Raw genomic sequence first — 15,039 nt, forward strand, 5'->3', positions numbered from 1 at the left:
AGGTCACATCGAACGGATCGCGTCGGCGACGCCATCCGCGGTCAGCAGCTGCGGCAGCACGCGGGGTGCGCCGCCGCCGGCGGGGTAGAGCACGTACAAGGGCACACCGTTGCGGCCGTAGCGCTGGAGGTAGCGCGTAATCGCCTCGTCGTTGCGCGTCCAGTCGCCCTTGAGGTAGGCGACGTCGTGCGCGGCGAGGGCTTCGCGCACGGTGTCGGTGGACAATGCGACGCGTTCGTTGGCGAGGCAGGTGATGCACCATGCGGCGGTCATGTTGACTAGCACCGGGCGGTTGGCCGCGCGTAGTTCGGCCAGGCGCTGTTCGCTCCAAGGCTCGATGCCGGCGTCGCTCGTCAATCGCGCACCGGCGGCTGCCGGCGCCGGTGCCGACAGCGGCAGGCCGAGCGCAACCACCAGCGCCGCCGCGGACACGATGGCGGCAGTCGCGCGGAATCGTGGCGAGCGCATCGCAGGCCGGCGCCCGAGCAGCCACAGCGCGAACGCCAGCGCGATCAGGGCGGCGAGCAGCCAGGCCATGCCGAGCGGCGAGGTCTGCTCGCCGTACACCCACAGCAGCCAGACCACGGTGAGGTACAGCGGGAACGCGAGCAGCTGGCGAAAGCCTTCCAGCCACGGGCCGGGCCGCGGCAGGGCGCGGGCCAGCGCCGGGACGAACCCGAGCAGCAGCATCGGCGTGGCCAGGCCGAGGCCGAGCGAGGCGAACACCGCCAGCGCAGCGTAGGCCGGCTGCGCCAGTGCCCAGCCGAGCGCGGTGCCCATGAACGGCGCGGTGCATGGGCTGGCGACGACGACCGCGAGCGCGCCGGTGAAGAATGCCGCGCGCGCACCGTTGCCTTCCGTCAGCCGCTGGCCGGTGCCGGCGATCCGGCCGCCGAACTCCCAGACGCCGGAGAACGACAGCGCCATCGCGAACAGCAGCAATGTGACGCCGGCGACGAAGCGCGGCTCCTGCAGCTGGAACCCCCAGCCGAGCTGTTCGCCGCCGGCACGCAGCGTCAGCAGCACGCTGGCGAGCAGCAGGAACGTCGCGACCACGCCGAGCGTGTACCAGCCGCCGTGCCGGCGCAGTTCGGCGCGATCGTCGGCCGAGCGGAGCGCGCTCATCGCCTTGATCGACAGCACCGGGAACACGCACGGCATCAGGTTGAGGACCAGGCCGCCGAAGAAGGCGAGCACGAGAGCCGCCAGCAGACCGAGCGGGGTGGCCGCGCTGCCCGGCAGCGGCGCCGCAGCGGCGGACGACGCACCGGTGCCCGCCGTCCCCGCGTCGGCGGCGACGAAACGCCACGCGGTGCCGTCGCCATCGATCGCGACCAGGGCGACATCCGTCGGCAGCGCAGTGAAGTACTCGCTCTTGGACCAACGCGCCTGCCAGCCATCGGCCGTGCGTTGCCACTGCGGCTGCGCGCCGTTGGCGACGACCTCCGGAGTTTCCGGGAACCACTGCCACTGCGCTGGCGCCACGGCGGCGTCGAGACCGCTCACGGTCAGGGCGATGGCGTCGGCGTCCTCGGCGATCGCGAGCGTCGCCGCCGCTACGATCGGCAGGTCGGCGCGCGCGGCGGCGAAATCGTCGACCCAGCGCGCATCGGCGTCGGTCGTTGGGGCCACCGGCAGCTCGAACGCGTACTCGGCCTTGCCGGGGATGCATTCGACCTCGCAGATCAGCCAGCTCGCCGACGCGCGCACCGGCAGCGAATCCGTGGCGTAGTCGGCCGGAATCACGATCGTCACCGGCAGCAGCCGGCGCTCGCCGTAGCCGAAGTTGACGATATCCGCGAGCTCGAAGCGCTGCGGATGCGGCCACTCGATCGGCTCGACCGTCACGCCGTCCGGCAGCGTGAGTGCGAGCTCGGTCGGCAGCCCCGAATCGCCCGGGTTGCGCCAGTACGTGTGCCAGTGCGGATCGTGCTCGAGCAGCAGGCCGAGGGTCAGCCGCGCGCCGGGCACCGCCGCGGTCGTTTCGGCGACCAGTCGCGACTGCAGGTGGTCGGTCCGCACCGCCGGCGAGGCCGCGCTGGCGGCCGCGGGTGCCAGCAGCGCGATGAGCAGGATCAGCAGGGCATGCGCTCGGATCATGTCGTCAGGCTCCCGGCTGCCAGGCGTAGCTGAGCTTCAGGAACAAGCTGCGATCGCGGTCTGCGAGCCGCACCTGGTCGCCATCGGCATAGCCGCCGTGCGAATAGCCCAGATAGCCCGCGGTGCGGGGGTTGAGCTTGTACGAATACAGCAGCTGGGCTGCGACGTCGCGGCTGCGACGTTTGACCGGCGTCGAATACAGCGCCGGGTCGCGCTCGATCGCGCTGCCCTGCAGCGACAGGCGCAGCCGCTGGCGCGGATCGAACTGCCAGCTCGCGCGCGCATCCAGGACGCTCGCGCGGAACGCGGTGCCGCCGTCTCGCTCGAGCGTCTGTACGCTACCGTCGAGGATGACGCTGAGGCCGCGTCCGATGTCGAGCCAGAGCGCGCCGTCGACCTTGGTGAAGTCGCCCAGTTGCGACGCGAGCAGGTCCAGTTGGCGGCCGGTCTGGGCGACCAGTTCGGTCCGCACGCCCGCCCAAGGGGTGGCCTCGAGATAGAGCTGGCGGAACGACTCGTCGAACATCCGCCCGTTCCAGAAGCGCTGACGCGTGCCGCCGAGGAGCCGCGCGGTGCTTTGGAGCGGGCCGCTCGCGCCGATCCAGCCGCGGACATCGCGGCTGAGCAGCTGGCCGTCGTTGCGGTGGACCAGATCCACCAGGCTGCCGGCCCAGACGCGCGTGACCGCCGCGCCCGGGGCGCCGTACCAGGTGCGGACGCCACGGCCGAAGCTCTGGTCGAAGCCGACCCGAGGGATGAAACCGAGATCGGCGCGGAAGCCCGGATCGATGCGGGTGTGCTGCAGGTCGACGACCCAGTTGCGGCTGCTGAAGTTGTAGCGCGCATCGAGCGCATCGCCGGCGGGGGTCGCGTCGTTGAGAGCGAGTTCATCGGGATAGCGCGAATCGCTGCGCAGCCATTGGCCGGTCAACGTATGGCTGCCGCGCTGCCAGCGGCCATCGACACCGGCCAGGGCATTGCGGTAGTCGTCCCCGTTGCGGAAGGTCGTCACGGCGCCGAGGCTGGTCTGCCCGTCGAAGTCGTGCCGGTAGCGCGCGAACGCGACGTCGGAAGGCCGATCCAGCAGCAGGAAACGCGACCCGAGCGGGCCGGGCATCAGCAACTGGGTCACCGCATCGCGGGCGACCACGGCGCCGTACGCATCCGACCCCAGGCGACCGGTCACGCGCACGCCGGCGTCGGGGTCGGCGATCTGGCGGGTGTACAGCACCTGCAACGGCGTGCTGAAGGTATCTGCGGCCTCGAGGAAGAACGGCCGCTTCTCGGGGAAGAACAGCGCGAAGCTGGTGTTGAGGTCGAGCTGCGCGGTGTCTGACTCGACCTGCGAGAAGTCGGGGTTGAGTGTTGCGTTGAGCGTGAGGCTCGGGCTCGGCGACCATGCCACGTCGACGCCGGGCTCGATCTGTACGCCCTCGCCTCGCCATCCGCGGTTCGCGCGCGACTGCGCGTTGGCGACGGTCAGTGTCGGCGTGATCTCGAGGCCACGGCCCTGGCGGATGCCAGCGAGGCCGTCCAGCGTGCGCATCGAGCACAGGTCGCAGCGCGCGCCGCGCTCGATGCGCTGGTTCGCGTACAGGTAGGGATTCTCGCGCGGCCGCGAGCGCAGGAACCGCACGCCCCAGCGGCGTGCGCCATCGTCCGGACGAAACCGCAGCGTCGCGAACGGGATGCGCATCTCGATCCGGTACCCGTCATCGGTGATTCGTCCCGCGCTCGTCCACAGCCCGTCCCAGGCGTCGTCCTCCTTGCCGCTGGCCTCTTCCTTAATCCGGTCGGCCTGCACGCCAAGCGGATTGACCAGAAACTGGTACGCGCGACGCTGGTCGTCGAAGGTATCGAGCATGATCGCGGCGTAGTCGTCGTGGTACAGCGAATCGCGGTCGCGCAGGAAGGCGCGGATCCGCGATGGGTCCGGATCGCGCGCGCCGAATGCGATCAGCAGCGCGTCGTCGGTGCGGGCGATGTAGGCCGTGGTCGCGACCGCGGCATCGGTGTTGTCGCCAGGCTGGGTCTCGTACGCCAGCTCGACCTTGGTGGCCTGCTGCCAGACGGCTTCATCGAGGTGACCGTCCACCGTGATGTCGGCATCCACGTGCGTGATCGACAAGGGCGCGTCGGCTGACTGCGCGGCCACCGGCTCCGACGCTGTGAGCGCGGCCGGTGCCATCGCCATTACGAGCAGCAAAGACTTGTACATAGATCCTCGGGGTCCGGGGTGTTCGCTCCGACATGGGCGCAACGTGGCGCTTCGCGGTGCGAGGTCCGGGTGGGCATCGCTGCCGTCGGGTCCGCGTGCAACCTAGCGCCAAGGACCGCGAATCGATCAACGCTGGGACGAATCGGGGGGAACCGGGGACGAAGACGCCGCCGGCGGTTGCGGGGACCGCGGCCGCGGACTAGCCTCCCTCGCTATGCGCAAGGTCCCTTGGCTCATCGTGATTGGCGTGGTCGGATGGTGGGGGCTGAACGCCGTCATCGTGACCAGCCATCTGCTCGCTTTTCGCGCCGCTCGCGGCCAACCAATCAGCCTGCAGGAGATCCTGCCCGCCGAACTGATGAGCGCCGCGATCTGGGTGGTCTCCACGCTGTGGCTGCTGTGGTGGACCGCACGCAGTCCATTGGAACGCGAGCGTTGGCTGGCGCCGTTGGGGACGCTGCTGCTCGCGATCCTGGCCGTGGTGGTGTTCCGTAACACCGCCGTGCTGGTGCTGGAACCCTGGGTCGACTGGTACAACACGCCACCGCGCGGGGGCACGCTGATGGTCAGCAGCATGCTCAGGAACTTCCTCGTCGGCTGCGTCATCGTCGGCATTGGTCACGCGCTGGTCTACGCCCAGCGCTCGCGCACCCGCGAACGCCAGGCCCAGGTGTTGCAGGAACGATTGACGCAGGCGCGGCTGGACACGCTTTCCGCACAGCTCAACCCGCACTTCCTTTTCAACTCGCTCAATTCCATCGCCGAAATGGTCCATCACGATGCGGACGCGGCCGACACCATGCTGGTGCAGCTGGGCGGACTGCTACGCCACAGTCTCGAATCCAGTCGCCAGCAACACACCTCCCTTCACGACGAGCTCGGTGCGCTCGAGTGCTACATCGGCATCGAGCAGGTGCGCCTGGGCCACCGGCTCCGCTTCACATGCGACGTCGGCGAGGACGTGCTTTTCGCACAGGTACCGCGACTGATGCTGCAGCCGCTGGTGGAGAACGCGGTGGCGCACGCGGTGGCGCAACGGGTATCACCGACGCACGTCGAGGTACGGGCTTGGCGCGAGGGCGACCGGCTGCTGTTGGAAGTGCTCGACGACGGGGCCGGCACATCGGCCAAGCCCGGCTTCGGGATGGGCCTGGCCAACACGCGCGACCGCCTGGAATGCCTGTACGGCGCAGCCCAGTCCCTGGAGATGACGACCCTGCCGCGCGGGGGCACGCGGGTGCGGGTGTCGCTGCCGCTGACACTGGGCACGGCTGCATGAACGACGTGCCGCTGCGGGTGCTGATCGTGGACGACGAGCCGATGGCGCGCACACGGCTGCGGCGAATGCTGGGTGCCGAGCACGGCGTGCATATCGTGGGCGAATGCAGCGACGGCGAGGAAGCGTCGGCCGCATTGGCCAGCATGAAGCCGGACGTGGTGTTCCTCGATATCCAGATGCCCGGCATGGACGGCTTCGGCACGCTGCATCGCGCCTCCGCGGTCTGGCGCCCGCACGTGGTGTTCGTCACCGCGTTCGGCGAGCACGCCGTGGACGCGTTCGAACACGGCGCGGTCGACTACCTGCTCAAGCCCTACTCGCGCGAGCGGCTGCGGGTCTCGCTGGATCGTGCCCGCGCCGCGCGGCAGCGCGTCGCCTCCGGCGCAACCGACCACTTCCCCGAGCGCCTGCCCGTGCCCGTGGCCCACCGCTTGCGCATGGTGCCGGTGCAATCGATCGACTGCATCGTCGCGCAGTTGAACTACGTCGAGCTGCACGTCGGCGCGGAACGCCTGATCCTGAGAGAAACCATGGCCGCGATGGAGTCGCAGCTCGACCCGCGCCACTTCGCGCGCATCCACCGTTCGCGGATCGTGCGCATCGCGGCGGTGACGGAGATCGAGACGCTGGGGTCGGGGCAATACGTCTTCCGGCTGGCGTCGGGTGCGCGCCTGGGCAGCGGGCCGGCCTATCGCGAGCGGGTGCGGCAGGCGTTCCGGCTGCGCGCCTCGTGAACTGTCGTTGCGTGCTGTTGTCGCCGTCGCTTGGACCGCAGCGGCACGGAAAAACAGCTTGAACCGTGCGAGCCTGCGACAGAACAGATCTGTGCAGCGAAGGCCTCTCGGGCGCCGATTCGCATTCGGACTCAAGAAAAGCGCACCTGAATCTCCTCGAGCCCTTGCCCTCGTGTTTCCACGCCGCTGCGTCCGAGCATGACCGCAGATGCCGCCATGGGGATGGCGAGCAGCGCCGCAGAGAGCGCGAAGTGATCGAAGAACCCGATGACGCCCAGGCCCGCGCCGAGGATGCCCCCGAACTTCGAGCTCGCGGCGATGACCCCCGAACCGGTGCCGCGCAGACGCAATGGATAGATTTCTGCAGCATAGGGAATGAGCATCGCGATCACGCCGCTCACGCTGATCAGCAAGCTGGCGATGGCTGTCGTGGTCAGGGACGCCGAGCGGATGCCCAGGACATCGAGCGCAGCGAACACCAGCAGCGCGGCAACTGTCAGCCCCAGGAACAGCACCAGCGATTTGAAGCTACTCCAGCGGTAGTAGAGCCAGATGACGAGCGCGATGCCGGGCAATGCGTACAGCGCCGACCGCGCGAGCAGGGCGCTGGCCGCGGCCGCATCGACGCCCAGCTCGGTGAGGTTGGTCGGCAGCCACAGCACGAAGCCGAAGTTCACCAGTCCCCACGCGGTGCCCGCGACCAGCAGGCTCTGTGAGACCGGTGCATGCCGGCCGCGCATGAGATCCCGGATCCCCGCGACTGGATGCCCTTCATCGATCACCGGCGGCGCGGGATGCAGGACGTCGTCGCGCTCGATGCACCCGCCCGGCCCGGAGAAACGCGCGAGCAGTGCCCGGGCCTGTGCATGCAGGCCCATGCTCGACAGGAAGCGCGGCGACTCGGGAATGAAACGGTTGAGTACGATGATCAACGCGCCGGTCGGCAGGCCCAGCAGCCACAGCACGCGCCAGCTGAACATCGGTTCCAGCACGGCCGCCGCGCCCGCGGCGAGCAGGTAGCCACCGGACGTCCCCAGGCCGCCCAGTGCGACCAGCAGCCAACCGCGATGCAGCGCCGGCACGGTTTCGGCCATCAGGGTGAAGGCGATCGGCAGCAGCCCGCCTGCCGATGCGCCCATCAGGAAGCACATTGCGAGGTTCCAGCCGAACGACGGCATCGCGCCGCAGATGGCGGTGCCGATGAACATCAGCGCCGACAGCAGGATGGCCGAGCGGCGGCCGAAGCGGTCGGCCACGCGCCCCCACACCACCGAACCGACCACCGTGCCCGTCAGCGCGAACAGCGCCAACACGCTGGCGCCCGAGGTATCCAGGCCGTACTCGGCGCGCATGCCGGGCATCACGAAGCCGAGCGTGGCCGGCTTCATGACGTCGATGGCGAGCGTCACCACCAGCACCGTCGCCAGCGTCCAGTGCGCGCGGTTGAGCGGCACGCCATCGGCCACGTGGAAGTTCAGCGGCGCGCCCATGCCGGGCTGCAGGCCTGCGGGCGTGCGCGGCAGCATGCCGTAGGCCGACAGCGCCAGACCGACCGGAATGAACGCCATGCCAATCCACATCTCGGTCGTCATCGGCATGCCGACCATCTGCCAGTGCGTGTGCTGGCCCATCAGGAACATCGGGCCGTGCGAGAGCACGCCCGCAGTGATCAGGGCGCAGCCCATCCAGAACGCGATGGGATGGTGGAATGAAAAGCCTGCTCGACTCACGATGCCTCCCGAAGGTGCGCGCATGGTAGCGCCGTCGTCCTGCCTTGGGGCAGTACTGCGACAGATGCCTCAACAGGTGTGATCGAACACAGGAGAACCGGAACGCCAGCCTCGAGGCGGACATGGTTATCGGACGAGCGAGAGCGGAAGTACGGCCGCGCCGATCCCGGCGTTTGCCGCTACGCTACGGATACGATGCCTGGCCGGCACCCTCGGAAAGGATCTCTGCACATGCCAGGTATCGGCTCCGTACTCGCTCTCACGGGATTGCTGGCATTGCAGGCGGCCACCGCCGCAACGCCGCCCACGTCTGCCGAGTTCACGCGCTATGCGGAAACGCTGCTGGCGGACACGTACCGCGCGGATGCGCCGGGCGTGACGGTGCTCGTCATGCGCGGGGACGAGGTGTTGTATCGGGGCGCGCGCGGCCAGGCCGATGTTGCAGCTGGCAAGCCGCTCGATCCTGCAGACCGGTTCCGCATAGCATCGATCACAAAACAGTTCGCCGCGGCCGGACTCCTGACGCTGGTCGATGACGGCAAGGTCTCGCTGGACGATCCGCTTTCAAAGTACCTGCCGACCTACCCGGGCGGTGCCCGCATCACGATCGAGCAACTGCTCAACCACACGTCCGGCATCAAGGAATACACCAAGATTCCGGGGACGTTCGAAGAGCCGATCAGGCGCCAAGTAGCGACTCAAGGTTCGTTCACGCGGCGCTCGATTCCGCCCGTCATCGCCCGGAATACGCCATCGCGATACACCCACGCATGCACCAGTGCCGCCGACAGATGCAGCAGCACAATGGCGAACAGCAGATAGGCTAGCCAGCCGTGAGCAGTACGCATGACGGAGTAGAGGATCGCGTCTTGCGGTGCGATCGGCGGCAGCGCGAACGAGGCGCTCATCTGCACGGGGTAGCCGCCCGCCGACAGCATCGCCCAGCCGATCAGCGGCATCGCCAGCATCAAGGCGTAGAGCAGCCAATGCGAGGCGCGTGCTGCGCTCTTCTGCCAGTGCGGCAACGTCGACGGCAAGGCGGGCGGCCGGTGGCGCATACGGTTGCGCAGCCTGAGCACGGCCAGCAGCAGGATCGCGATGCCGAGCGGGCGGTGCAGGTCGATCAGCCACGGGCGCGCCGAGACCGACGTGACCATACCGACGCCGATGAACAGCATCGACAGGATCATTGCCGCCATCAGCCAGTGCAGCCAGCGTGCGGTGGAGTTGAACGAGTGCGGGGTAGGGTGAGTGGGTGCGCTCATCGTGCTTGCTCCGGGCCGGTGGCCGCATCACCGTGCCCGAGCGCGATCTCGCGCTGGCGGCGATTGAACGATTGCGAGTAAGCGGCAGAGCGCGCCGCGAGGATCGGGTCGTCGGACGCGGCGACGCCCGACGGCAGGATCAGCGGGTCGAAGTTGACGTCGCGGCACTCGCCGGTGGCCTGCGGTTCGAAGTGCAACAGCGTCAGGGTGCCGGCGACGACCTGTTCGCGCGGACCGGACCAAAGGCGGGAAGGATCATTGACCGGGTCCCCGGCCGCAGCCAGGGTCACTACCATGTCCCAGCGCACAGAGCCTCGCGCCAGTCGCGCTCGCAGGTCGGCGGCGAGGAAGTCGACATCGGCGCGTTCGCGCTCGGCGGCGTCCAGCGCGTGGAAGGCAGCGTGCGGCCGCATCGACCAACGTACGAACCGCTCGGTGCCGTCGGCATCGATGAAGCGGAACGCGTTGACGCTGTTGTATTGCGTGTTGGCCCAACTGTCGGACCAAGGTGCGGTCTTGGCCCATTGCTGGAACTCGCGCGCCTGCGGGTGAGCCGCGAGGAACGCTGCCATCGCGGCGGGGTCGGGCTTGCCGGTCGCGGGGTCGGGACGCTCGGCCAAGGTCTGCTCGTGGAAGGCCTGCGGGGTCGCCACGGCGAAAAACGGGAAGCTGTTCAATGCCATACGCCACTGCGCTGCGTCGGGGCCGCCGAGCTGCAACGCCATGCTGCGCACGCGCGCGTTGTTGTCGGCGCCTTGCGGGTTGGGGCCGCCGATCGAGAACCGTCCCAGCACCGGCACCGGCTCACCCGAAAACGCAGCTACCGTGGACAATGCCTGCCCCTGCTCGGTGCCGCGGAACATGCCGGCGACGCAGACGCCCTTGGCATGGTTGCGCCGGAAGCCCGGATGCGCGGGGCCGTTGGCTTCCATCGCGCCGACCAGGCGCTGCGCGGTCAGGCGGTCGCCGCCGAGCCAGCCGGCGGCCCATGCGAACGCACTAGCGGATCCCAGCGCGATGGCGCCGATCCCGGCGAGCGCCAGCAGTCGTCCTCGGCTCTGCTGCGCTGCGCGCGCGTCAGGGGCGTCGAACGGTGGTGGTGGCGCCGGTGGAGACGGACTCGACGGGAATGAAGGGTTGGACGGCTTGGACTCGTTCATTGCATGCTCGTTTCGGCGGGAACAACGGTATGACGACCGGGCCGGCGATATATTCCCGGCAACCACAAACTCGCCGCACGGGAATAAAACACGCGCCCACGCGTCACACCTGCATGTCTCCGCCTCTCACCGCCCCGGCCCCGCCCCATGGATGACGCCATGGACGAACTCGACGAAGACCGCCTGCACGAGCTGATCCCGCGGCTGCGGCAGTTCGCGCGCGCGCTCAGTCGCGATGCCGCGAACGCGGATGACTTGGTCCAGGCAACGCTGGAGCGCGCGTTGCGGGCATGGTCGTCACGCAATAGGGAGAGTGCGCTGCAGTCGTGGCTGTTCTCGATCCTGTACCGCCAGTTCGTCGACGAGCAGCGGCGCGCCAAACGCTGGCGGCGCGTACTCGACGTGGTCGGCGTGACCGAGGAGCCCCTCGCGCCGTCGGCCGAACGGGTCAACGAGGGTCGGGCCGCGCTGGCCGCGTTCGCGGGACTGTCGACCGAGCAGCGCGCGATCCTGCTGCTGGTCAGCGTCGAGGGCTTCAGCTATCGCGAAACCGCGGATGCGCTCGGGGTACCGATCGGCACCGTAATGTCGCGGCTGTCGCGCGCCCGCGAGAAACTGCGCCGAATTGCCGAAGGATGCGCGCCCACCCCCGCATTGCGGATACTCAAATGAACGACCCGGCCCCGCACCCCGACGAGCTGCATGCGTACGTCGACGGCCAGTTGCCCGATGAACGGCGTGCCGCGGTGGACGCTTGGCTGGCCGCCAACCCTGACGCCGCTGAACGGGTTCGCGGTTGGCGTCGCGACGCCGACGCCCTGCGCTCGACGTGGGGTGGTACGGCCACGCTGCCGGCCGAGCCGCGGCTGGACCCGGCGCGGATACGGCGCCGCCTGCGAGTCGAACGCTGGACCGGTATGGGCCGCGCGGCCGCGCTGGTGATGGCGCTGGGCCTGGGTGGCGCCAGTGGCTGGCTGCTGCATGGCATGCGCGGTGGCAGCGACAACGCGTTGCCAATGGCCGATGCGGTGACCGCCTATCGCCTGCTCGCCGATCAGCAGGTGTCGATGGATTTCGAGGGCGACCGGATGAACGGCCTGCAGGACTGGCTGGCCCAGAATTTCGCGGCCGCCGGCCGCGTGCCCGACCTCAGCTCGCAGGGCTACACCCTGCAAGGCGCGCGCATGCTGTCGACGCCGGAAGGCGCCGCCGCGATGCTGGTCTACGAGGACTGGCAGGGCGCCACCCTGGGCGTCTATATCCGCCCCCGCCCGCAGCGAATGCGCGAGGGCCAGCGTCGCGATGGCGCTCTGGTGGCGCGGTACTGGTCGCAGGGCGACACCGCGATCGCGGTGGTCAGCTCGCATTTCGACGAGCGCGCGGAGGCGGTCGCGCCATTGGTGCGAGGTGATGGCTAGGCGCCGATTAGAGGAGCGTTACCGTTGAGCATCTGGAATGCGCCGGCCCACTAGTCTTCGATGTAGGCGGAGAGTTCTTCGGGCACGCCGAGCGGAAAGGCGTCCTTCAAGAACTCCAGGAAAGCCGAGACCCGGGTACTCAGCAGGCGCCGCGAGGGATAGAGGGCCCAGATTTCGATCGGGCGCCCCTTCACATCGCCCCAGTGCACAAGCACGCCTGAGCGCAGGTCGCCCGCCACAAGCGAGAGCGGAAGCACGGCCGCGCCGATCCCGGTGCGCACCGCATCGCGAATCATGATCAGCGATGCCAGGCGCAGGATCGGGTCGATCGGGACCTGCACGTCTCCTTCCTGGGCCGCCAACGCCCAGGTCGACTGGTTGCTCGACGCTCGCACTACCGCGCGGACCGGTGCATCTTCCACCGGCTGTTGCAACGCAGGGCTGGCCACCGCCACCAGGCGGTCGTGAAGCAGGATGCGCCCGATCAAGTGTTCGTTGGGATCGGGATTGACCCGGATCACCAGGTCGTAGCCCTCTTCCACCATGTCGACCGCCCGATCCTCTGTCGTGATCTCCAGGCGCACCTCCGGATAACGCAGCGCGAATTCGGCGGACAGTTTGCCCAGCGCGATCTGGGAGAACAGCAGTGGGGCGCTGATGCGCAGCCTGCCACGCGGCGTCTGGCCTCCCGAGGCGATCGCAGCGGTCGCTTCGCCCAGTTCGGTTAGCAGCGACTCGGTGCGCTCGAACAGGGCGCGCCCCTCCTGGGTCAGCTTGAGGGCGTGGGAGCCGCGCTCGAACAGGCGCACCCCCAGACCCGCCTCCAGGTCCGCAACCCGCCGCGACAGCGTGGCCTTGGGTCTTTCCGCCGCCCTCGCCGCCCGGCCGAAGCCCCCATGACGTGCCACCAGGTTGAAGTCGGCCAGAGCCAGGAGGTCCATGTGTTCCACCAGTGAGACAGGTGGTCCAAGTATATGGGCTATCGGACCGTTCGTGGACCAACAACCATGGGGCCTCCCAACCAACCCGGAGCAGTCCCATGACCATCCTCGTAACCGGCGCCACCGGAAATGTCGGCCGGCACGTCGTCCAGCAACTCATCCAGCGTGGCGCCAAGGTGCGCGCCCTCGTCCGTGATCCAGCCGCCGCCAAGCTGCCCGATGGGGTGGAGGTCGTACAAGGTGACCTGCTCGATGTGGATGCCTTGCGCAGCGCCTTCCAGGGCGTCTCCACCCTCTTCCTGCTCAACGCCGTAGTGCCAGACGAGTTCACCCAGGCGCTCATCACGCTCAACGTGGCCCGCGAGGCCGGTGTTGAACGCGTCGTCTACCTCTCGGTCATCCACAGCGATCGCTATGTGAACGTGCCGCACTTCGCCGGCAAGTTCGGGGTGGAGCGGATGATCGAACAGATGGGCTTCAGCGCCACCATCCTGCGCCCGGCCTACTTCATGGACAACGACCTGACGATCAAGGATGTGGTGCTGGGCTACGGCGTGTATCCCATGCCGATCGGAAGCAAGGGACTTGCCATGATCGATGCGCGCGACATCGGCGAGATCGCCGCTATCGAGCTGCTTTCCCGCGATCAGGCACCGGATGGCGCCGCGCTGAGCCGCATCAACCTGGTCGGTCCGGACACGCTGACCGGCGCCGACGTGGCAGGCATCTGGTCGGACGCACTCGGCCGCACGATTGCCTACGGCGGCGACGACACGGCTGCGTTCGAGCAGAACCTGCGCCAGTTCATGCCGGCGTGGATGGCCTACGACATGCGCCAGATGGCCGAACGCTTCCTTACCGACGGCATGGTGCCCGAGGCGGGCGACGTCGAGCGACTGCGCCAGTTGCTGGGCCGTCCCTTGCGCTCCTATCGCGACTTCGCCGCTGCAACCGCAGCGGCCGCCTGACTCGAACGCAACCTCACCCACAAGGAGTCCATCATGATCTACTCAACCGCCACCCTGCCGGTGAACGTCGCCGGCCAGGCACCGCTTACCCGCGCTCAAGTGTGGGAGGGGCTGGTCCAGAAGGCGCGTGACGCCAAGCGCTTCTTCCCACCCAATGAGTGCACACGCTGCGAGATCGTCGAAGAAAGCACCTCGCATCTGGTGCGCGAGGCGACCATCCTGGGTGATGACCTGACCGAGATCATCACTCTCGACGCAGGTAAGAAGATCACCTTCTTCCAGGCGCAGAGCCCGCGTGAAGGCGCGATCATCAACGAGCTCTTCGAGGACGCGGACGGCGCGCTGCACCTTCGCTTCTATTGCTACCTGGGCCTGCGCGGCAAGGTGGCCAGCGGCCCGGAGGAGCAGGCGGCCCAGGCCTGGATGGACAGCGATAAAGGATTCAAGGCCGCGATTCAATCGACGCTGAAGCGCACGCGCGAGCTTCTCGCGGAAGGCAGGATCTGATCAGATCCTGCGCCAGGGTCGGGCCCAGCTCGCACCTCGGCGCCTACATTGGCTCACCCACGACAAGGAGACGGGCACTGGGGAGCCAGGCATGGATCCGCCGCAAGACGTGCATACTGCATTGGACTGTCCGGCCGCCCACGGCCCTTTGCGGCCACTTATGTTCCCGCTAGAATTTCGGCGTTGCAGGACAAGCAAGTAAGCAATAGGGGCAGAAACACCCTTGATTGAAGACCGCCGACCTACAGACAGGGGAATCATGAATCCTATTTCTAGGCGTGACTTCCCCAGGGCGTCAGGCGGCACGGCAGTTTCATTCCCTTCCATTACATCTGCGCAGAATGGCCTCGAATCGGGAGAGCTGGCTTTTTCGTCAGCGACCGACCTGGCGCAACTGATTCAGCGAAAACAAATCAGCTCGTTCGAACTCACCCAATACTACATCGAGCGCATCGAACGATTCGATAAAGCGTTGAATGCCGTCGTGGTGAGGGATTTCGAACGTGCACTGGAAGCGGCGAAGTTGTCTGATGAGTCTCTTGCTCGGGGATACCGATTGGGGTCGCTGCACGGCGTCCCGATGACGATCAAAGAAACCTTCGACGTTTCTGGATTGCCAACGACGTGGGGCGTGCCGGAGCAACGGGACAACCTCGCCCTGAACCGACGTCCCCCCGCTTTTAGTAGCGGTCTGATCTGGAGTCCGGGTTCACTGTAGC

13 protein-coding genes and 1 pseudogene are annotated in these 15,039 nt (G+C 68.0%); 8 read left to right on the forward strand and 6 right to left on the reverse strand.

The window, feature by feature from the left end:
- Positions 1 to 3: 3 nt before the first annotated feature.
- Both FXO19_RS14095 and FXO19_RS14100 read right to left on the reverse strand, forming a co-directional pair.
- The gene (locus FXO19_RS14095) at positions 4 to 2,100 is read right to left on the reverse strand and encodes a protein-disulfide reductase DsbD family protein (protein ID WP_149195733.1); all 2,097 of its coding nucleotides are present in this window, start codon (positions 2,098 to 2,100) and stop codon (positions 4 to 6) included.
- Between the two features lie 4 nt (positions 2,101 to 2,104).
- A complete protein-coding gene (locus FXO19_RS14100) occupies positions 2,105 to 4,228 on the reverse strand; it encodes a carbohydrate binding family 9 domain-containing protein (RefSeq protein ID WP_187775797.1) in 2,124 nt (707 codons plus the stop codon).
- A 304-nt stretch (positions 4,229 to 4,532) separates the two neighbouring features.
- Between FXO19_RS14100 and FXO19_RS14105 the strand changes: the two genes are divergently transcribed.
- Together FXO19_RS14105 and FXO19_RS14110 are read left to right on the forward strand one after the other, a co-directional pair.
- Positions 4,533 to 5,597, forward strand: a complete 1,065-nt coding sequence (locus FXO19_RS14105; protein ID WP_149195735.1) for a sensor histidine kinase — start codon at positions 4,533 to 4,535, stop codon at positions 5,595 to 5,597.
- Positions 5,594 to 6,331, forward strand: coding sequence for a LytR/AlgR family response regulator transcription factor (locus FXO19_RS14110; RefSeq protein ID WP_149195736.1), 738 nt, complete (start codon positions 5,594 to 5,596; stop codon positions 6,329 to 6,331). The genes FXO19_RS14105 and FXO19_RS14110 overlap by 4 nt, the downstream gene beginning before the upstream one ends.
- A gap of 131 nt (positions 6,332 to 6,462) precedes the next feature.
- Here the strand turns inward: FXO19_RS14110 and FXO19_RS14115 are convergent, their stop codons facing one another.
- A complete protein-coding gene (locus tag FXO19_RS14115) occupies positions 6,463 to 8,061 on the reverse strand; it encodes an MFS transporter (RefSeq protein ID WP_255516436.1) in 1,599 nt (532 codons plus the stop codon).
- A gap of 231 nt (positions 8,062 to 8,292) precedes the next feature.
- Here FXO19_RS14115 and FXO19_RS19620 point away from each other — a divergent pair.
- A pseudogene (locus FXO19_RS19620) lies at positions 8,293 to 8,727 on the forward strand (serine hydrolase domain-containing protein); the annotation flags it as partial.
- A 32-nt stretch (positions 8,728 to 8,759) separates the two neighbouring features.
- Here FXO19_RS19620 and FXO19_RS14125 read toward each other — a convergent pair.
- Complete coding sequence (locus tag FXO19_RS14125) at positions 8,760 to 9,326, reverse strand: cytochrome b (protein ID WP_149195739.1); 567 nt, start codon at positions 9,324 to 9,326, stop codon at positions 8,760 to 8,762.
- A complete protein-coding gene (locus tag FXO19_RS14130; protein ID WP_149195740.1) occupies positions 9,323 to 10,486 on the reverse strand; it encodes a catalase family peroxidase in 1,164 nt (387 codons plus the stop codon). The genes FXO19_RS14125 and FXO19_RS14130 overlap by 4 nt, the downstream gene beginning before the upstream one ends.
- 159 nt (positions 10,487 to 10,645) lie before the next feature.
- Between FXO19_RS14130 and FXO19_RS14135 the strand changes: the two genes are divergently transcribed.
- Positions 10,646 to 11,158, forward strand: coding sequence for an RNA polymerase sigma factor (locus FXO19_RS14135; protein WP_149195741.1), 513 nt, complete (start codon positions 10,646 to 10,648; stop codon positions 11,156 to 11,158).
- Positions 11,155 to 11,904 carry an anti-sigma factor family protein gene (locus FXO19_RS14140; RefSeq protein ID WP_149195742.1) on the forward strand — a complete coding sequence of 250 codons (750 nt, stop codon included), beginning with the start codon at positions 11,155 to 11,157 and terminating at the stop codon, positions 11,902 to 11,904. The genes FXO19_RS14135 and FXO19_RS14140 overlap by 4 nt, the downstream gene beginning before the upstream one ends.
- A 50-nt stretch (positions 11,905 to 11,954) precedes the next feature.
- On the opposite strand, the gene FXO19_RS14145 is transcribed toward FXO19_RS14140, so the two are convergent.
- The gene (locus FXO19_RS14145; protein ID WP_149195743.1) at positions 11,955 to 12,845 is read right to left on the reverse strand and encodes a LysR family transcriptional regulator; all 891 of its coding nucleotides are present in this window, start codon (positions 12,843 to 12,845) and stop codon (positions 11,955 to 11,957) included.
- Positions 12,846 to 12,943: 98 nt separating this feature from the next.
- Here FXO19_RS14145 and FXO19_RS14150 point away from each other — a divergent pair, with 98 nt between their 5' ends.
- From FXO19_RS14150 to FXO19_RS14160, 3 genes are all read left to right on the forward strand, one after another.
- A complete protein-coding gene (locus tag FXO19_RS14150; RefSeq protein ID WP_149195744.1) occupies positions 12,944 to 13,813 on the forward strand; it encodes an SDR family oxidoreductase in 870 nt (289 codons plus the stop codon).
- A gap of 33 nt (positions 13,814 to 13,846) precedes the next feature.
- Positions 13,847 to 14,320, forward strand: a complete 474-nt coding sequence (locus FXO19_RS14155) for an AtaL-like protein (protein ID WP_149195745.1) — start codon at positions 13,847 to 13,849, stop codon at positions 14,318 to 14,320.
- Between the two features lie 223 nt (positions 14,321 to 14,543).
- Entirely contained in the window at positions 14,544 to 15,038 is a 495-nt protein-coding gene (locus FXO19_RS14160; protein ID WP_149195746.1) for an amidase family protein, read from the forward strand.
- Position 15,039 lies beyond the last annotated feature (1 nt).

It is taken from the genome of Luteimonas suaedae (genome assembly GCF_008312895.1).
Classification (GTDB): domain Bacteria; phylum Pseudomonadota; class Gammaproteobacteria; order Xanthomonadales; family Xanthomonadaceae; genus Luteimonas; species Luteimonas suaedae.

Bases quoted from the DNA above. Each gene is read 5' to 3' on its own strand.
- FXO19_RS14140 (WP_149195742.1), top strand. From the start codon at position 11,155: ATGAACGACCCGGCCCCGCACCCCGACGAGCTGCATGCGTACGTCGAC.
- FXO19_RS14155 (WP_149195745.1), top strand. From the start codon at position 13,847: ATGATCTACTCAACCGCCACCCTGCCGGTGAACGTCGCCGGCCAGGCA.
- FXO19_RS14130 (WP_149195740.1), bottom strand. From the start codon at position 10,486: ATGAACGAGTCCAAGCCGTCCAACCCTTCATTCCCGTCGAGTCCGTCT.
- FXO19_RS14125 (WP_149195739.1), bottom strand. From the start codon at position 9,326: ATGAGCGCACCCACTCACCCTACCCCGCACTCGTTCAACTCCACCGCA.
- FXO19_RS14095 (WP_149195733.1), bottom strand. From the start codon at position 2,100: ATGATCCGAGCGCATGCCCTGCTGATCCTGCTCATCGCGCTGCTGGCA.
- FXO19_RS14150 (WP_149195744.1), top strand. From the start codon at position 12,944: ATGACCATCCTCGTAACCGGCGCCACCGGAAATGTCGGCCGGCACGTC.
- FXO19_RS14105 (WP_149195735.1), top strand. From the start codon at position 4,533: ATGCGCAAGGTCCCTTGGCTCATCGTGATTGGCGTGGTCGGATGGTGG.
- FXO19_RS14110 (WP_149195736.1), top strand. From the start codon at position 5,594: ATGAACGACGTGCCGCTGCGGGTGCTGATCGTGGACGACGAGCCGATG.
- FXO19_RS14135 (WP_149195741.1), top strand. From the start codon at position 10,646: ATGGACGAACTCGACGAAGACCGCCTGCACGAGCTGATCCCGCGGCTG.
- FXO19_RS14145 (WP_149195743.1), bottom strand. From the start codon at position 12,845: ATGGACCTCCTGGCTCTGGCCGACTTCAACCTGGTGGCACGTCATGGG.